Below are 3,903 nucleotides of genomic sequence, written 5' to 3'. Positions count from 1 at the left end.
GGTTTTATGAACATGGTTTGGAACTTTGTCTCGTCAGGTGCAAGATGTGAGTTTAACGAGGGGTGACATTTCGTCTAATATAAATTTTCCTTAACCCCAGAAACGAAAAAAGTTTATACAATAACAGCAATTTACTTTATTTAAGTCAAGACAGAAAAATATGGCAGCACTTACAGTTTGGAAGTTTGACACCCCCAATGGGGCGCAAGAAGCATTAACTAAGTTAGTTCCCTTACAAAAAGAACATCTCATTGAAATCAGAGATGCAGCAACCGTTTCTTGGGCGGAAGGTAAAAAGAAACCGAAAACAAAACAAGCAATCAATTTAGTGGGATTAGGGGCTTTAGACGGAGCTTTTTGGGGATTACTCTTTGGCTTGATCTTTTTCTGCCCAATTTTCGGTATCGCTGTCGGCGCAGGGATGGGAGCTTTAGGGGGTTCTATGAAAGATTATGGCATCAATGATGATTTTATCAAAGATGTAAGAAACAAAGTCACAGAAGGAACCTCAGCCCTGTTTTTGCTAACCCGCGATGTAACCTTGGACAAAGTAGAAGAAGCCCTTGGCGATGTCAAGGCTGAACTCATTCAATCTAATTTATCCAATGAAGAAGAAGCCAAACTAAAAGAGCATTTTAGTCCAGAAGTTTAGTCATTTTAAGTAGTCGGACATAAATAAACAAGACTATTTTAAGATTTGAAGTTAAGATAGTTCTGTTTTGATGATTAACTCGATTTCCATCAAAAATGCCAGTAAAAAAAGAGCCATATTTAGATCAACATCTTAACTATGTAGTTGACCCAAATATTGGCTTTTCCAGTGTCATGAGCAGCAAATAGCAACCAGAACAAGTTATGAAAATTACTACCACATTAGCCACCATAGCCCTTATTGCCACAACATCCTCAGTTTCAGCTGATGTTGTAGTTGATCGAGCCATTAGCGAAACTCAGGTATTAACAGCACAGAAGGCATGGTGTGAGGCACTAATAGATATCAGCACTACTAACAGTATGAAAGGCCAAGCTGCGGCTTCAGAACTTGCTGAAAAAGTAATTGATTCTGCCTATGGTTACCAAATGGGTGTTGTTTTGTTTAAACCCACAGTAACGGTTAATCCAAACACTTTCCGCACTACCAGAGAAGGCGCACTTTCTTATTTCGTCGGTGGGAATCCAGCCTATCCTGATGACAAAGGGTTTGCACTGAATGATTGGACTAAGTGTGAAATTGAAAATAGTGCTATTCTCATCATAGGCAATACTGCAAGCACTATGGGCAAAGTTCACCTTACCGATAAGGATGGTAATGTAACATCAGTGGATAAAAGTTGGCAGTTCGTTAAAGATGATAATGGTCAACTGCGCATCGTTTTGCACCATTCCTCATTAGAATTCACAGGTGAGTGAAGTACCCCAACTAATCGCCAGCAATTAGGATTATTCCCAAGTCTTATGGCTCCTCTCCTTGGCCATCGCCTCTGATAATCATCCAGCCTTTCCATCTCTTTTGGCGATCGCTTCTAAAAAATACACGTATATTATGTTTCTCAAGTAAAGTATCAATTGGAAATGCGATCTAATTCTTAAAGTTAATTTGTTTGATACACTCAGTGAACCACTCCTGTAACCCCGTTATCCTGTGCATGATCTAACCTCTCTAAACTATCCCTCTACTTCTAATGTCTCCAACATTATTGGAACAGTCGTAGCAGTACAAGCTAATTTTTATCAAGTTCGTTTGGATCAACCCCTAAAAGAACATAATGATGCTTCTATTGCCCATTTATTGTGTACTCGACGTACTCGTTTAAAGAAAATTGGGCAAGCTGTGATGGTAGGTGATCGCGTAATCGTTGAAGAGCCGGACTATCAGGACGCTAGAGGAGCGATCGCTCGAGTTCTACCCCGCAAAACCGAGTTATCTCGCCCACCAGTAGCCAATGCAGAGCAAATGCTCCTGGTTTTTGCCCTGGAGGAGCCACCTCTAGAAACTTGGCAATTGAGTCGCTTTTTGGTCAAAGCAGAGTCGACGGAAATCCCTTTTTTATTATGCCTCAATAAAGCTGATTTATTGACCTCTACCCAACAAAAAACATGGCACGATCGCCTAAAAAAATGGGGCTATGACCCTTTACTAATTAGTGTTACCACGTTTCAAGGCTTAGAAGCACTCAAAGACAGTCTCAAAGACAAAATTACTATCCTTGCAGGTCCCTCTGGTGTGGGCAAATCTAGTTTGATTAATACGTTAATTCCTGCGGTTGAGCAACGAGTTAATCGGGTTTCAGGGAAGTTACAAAAAGGTCGTCATACTACTCGTCACGTAGAATTATTTGAGTTACCCAGAGGCGGTTTTTTGGCTGACACCCCTGGTTTTAATCAACCTCATTTAGATTGTTCCCCAACTCAACTAATCCACTATTTTCCCGAAGCAAGACAACAGTTAAAGCAGGGAAATTGTCAGTTTAGTAATTGTTTTCATCGGGGAGAGCCTAATTGTATTATTGATGCAAATTGGGAACGATATGAACATTACCTAACTTTCTTAAAAGAAGCGATCGCCCAACAAGAAGTAAATCAACAAATGGCTGACGAAGAATCAAAAGTTAAAGTAAAAATGAAGGTCTCTGGAAAAGAATATTACGAACCTAAACTAGAAACAAAAAAATATCGCCGAACTTCTCGGCGACAAAAGAATCAAAACTTACAAGATTTATACGACAGTCAAAGTTTGGAAGAATTAGAAGAATTTGAGGATGATTTGAATTTTTGAAATTCTAGACCGATAATTAACAAGCTTTCTCTCAACACCTCTTAACTTCTCACTTGCTCAAGATAAGCTAGAATTTCTTGACTATGAATAGCCGGTCTAACTCCTAAAAATCTTTCTTTCAAAATACCATCAGGATCGATTAAATAGGTGTGACGCAAAGACATTCCTGTTAAAAAAGAACCATAAATTTTACTCACCTTTCCAGTGGTATCTGCTAATAAAGGAAACTTCAAACCTTCCGCATCACAAAACTCTCGATGAGAGTCAACATCATCCACACTTACCCCTAAAATTTGTGTATTTTTGGCCTCATATTTTGGTAAATCTTGTTGAAAACGACGAGCTTCTAAGGTACAACCAGGGGTAAAGTCTTTGGGGTAGAAGTACAATACTACCCACTGTCCCCGATAGTCGGACAAAGAAATTTCACCATCTCCTGTATTGGTGGGTAAGGTAAAATTAGGAGCAGATTCATTTAATGGTAGTTGGGGTCCCCCTAAAGCTAATACAGGAGTCTGAGTCCCTAAAAAAATAACAACCATCGCTAACAACACACTTGAAATTCGGCGACGTACCATAACACTTCCCTACATTTTTAATATTCACTTTACATAAGTTTACAATTAAATCTAAGATTTTGCAGAGACATAATCCGTAAAAACTCAGCTATAGTCAAGATACTGAACCATGAGCAACAATCAAAATGTTACATTATATTGAGAAATGTCTAAAATTTTACACATCTTCTCATAATCTGACCATAGCTATGATACCTTTTATGAATATAAAACAATTTTAAAAACCAGGAGGGTTGTGTTAATGGTGGAAACAGCTAATGTTGTTGATTCTATCTCTCAAGAAACAATGGGGGACTATGTAGCTCAGTTACAACTACATATGACACTACAAGCAAGAAACTTAGTTCCCAATTTAACCTACGATGGTGGTCCCAGACAGCAACTACTCCAGGAAACGCAAGCACGGGTTGAAAAGTTAGCATCACGTCAGGGAATATAATTTTATACAATAGTTATAATATAACCCTACCCTATAGACGGATAGGGTCTTTTAGTATCGTATCTTCTCAAAAAGCCAGGGGTCACTCGCTGCGAAAACTTAGGCCAAAC

General features: G+C 38.9%; 5 protein-coding genes. 4 read left to right on the top strand and 1 reads right to left on the bottom strand.

Annotation, left to right across the window (positions count from 1 at the left end; genetic code table 11):
* The first annotated feature begins 160 nt into the window (after positions 1 to 160).
* From P9B04_RS16160 to rsgA, 3 genes are all read left to right on the top strand, one after another.
* The gene (locus P9B04_RS16160; protein ID WP_342056013.1) at positions 161 to 652 is read left to right on the top strand and encodes a DUF1269 domain-containing protein; all 492 of its coding nucleotides are present in this window, start codon (positions 161 to 163) and stop codon (positions 650 to 652) included.
* A 203-nt stretch (positions 653 to 855) separates the two neighbouring features.
* Positions 856 to 1,410, top strand: coding sequence for a hypothetical protein (locus P9B04_RS16155; protein ID WP_342056012.1), 555 nt, complete (start codon positions 856 to 858; stop codon positions 1,408 to 1,410).
* Between the two features lie 232 nt (positions 1,411 to 1,642).
* Complete coding sequence (gene rsgA, locus P9B04_RS16150; protein WP_342056011.1) at positions 1,643 to 2,776, top strand: small ribosomal subunit biogenesis GTPase RsgA; 1,134 nt, start codon at positions 1,643 to 1,645, stop codon at positions 2,774 to 2,776.
* Between the two features lie 41 nt (positions 2,777 to 2,817).
* On the opposite strand, the gene P9B04_RS16145 is transcribed toward rsgA, so the two are convergent.
* Positions 2,818 to 3,354 (bottom strand): peroxiredoxin, encoded by a 537-nt coding sequence (locus tag P9B04_RS16145; RefSeq protein WP_342056010.1) that lies wholly within the window; start codon positions 3,352 to 3,354, stop codon positions 2,818 to 2,820.
* A 241-nt stretch (positions 3,355 to 3,595) separates the two neighbouring features.
* Here P9B04_RS16145 and P9B04_RS16140 point away from each other — a divergent pair, with 241 nt between their 5' ends.
* Positions 3,596 to 3,793, top strand: coding sequence for a hypothetical protein (locus P9B04_RS16140; protein ID WP_342056009.1), 198 nt, complete (start codon positions 3,596 to 3,598; stop codon positions 3,791 to 3,793).
* Positions 3,794 to 3,903: the final 110 nt, after the last annotated feature.

It is taken from the genome of Crocosphaera sp. Alani8 (assembly GCF_038442745.1).
Classification (GTDB): Bacteria; Cyanobacteriota; Cyanobacteriia; order Cyanobacteriales; family Microcystaceae; genus Crocosphaera.
The sequence above is the reverse complement of the archived record's forward strand: the minus strand, read 5'-3'. Positions and strand labels throughout refer to the sequence as shown.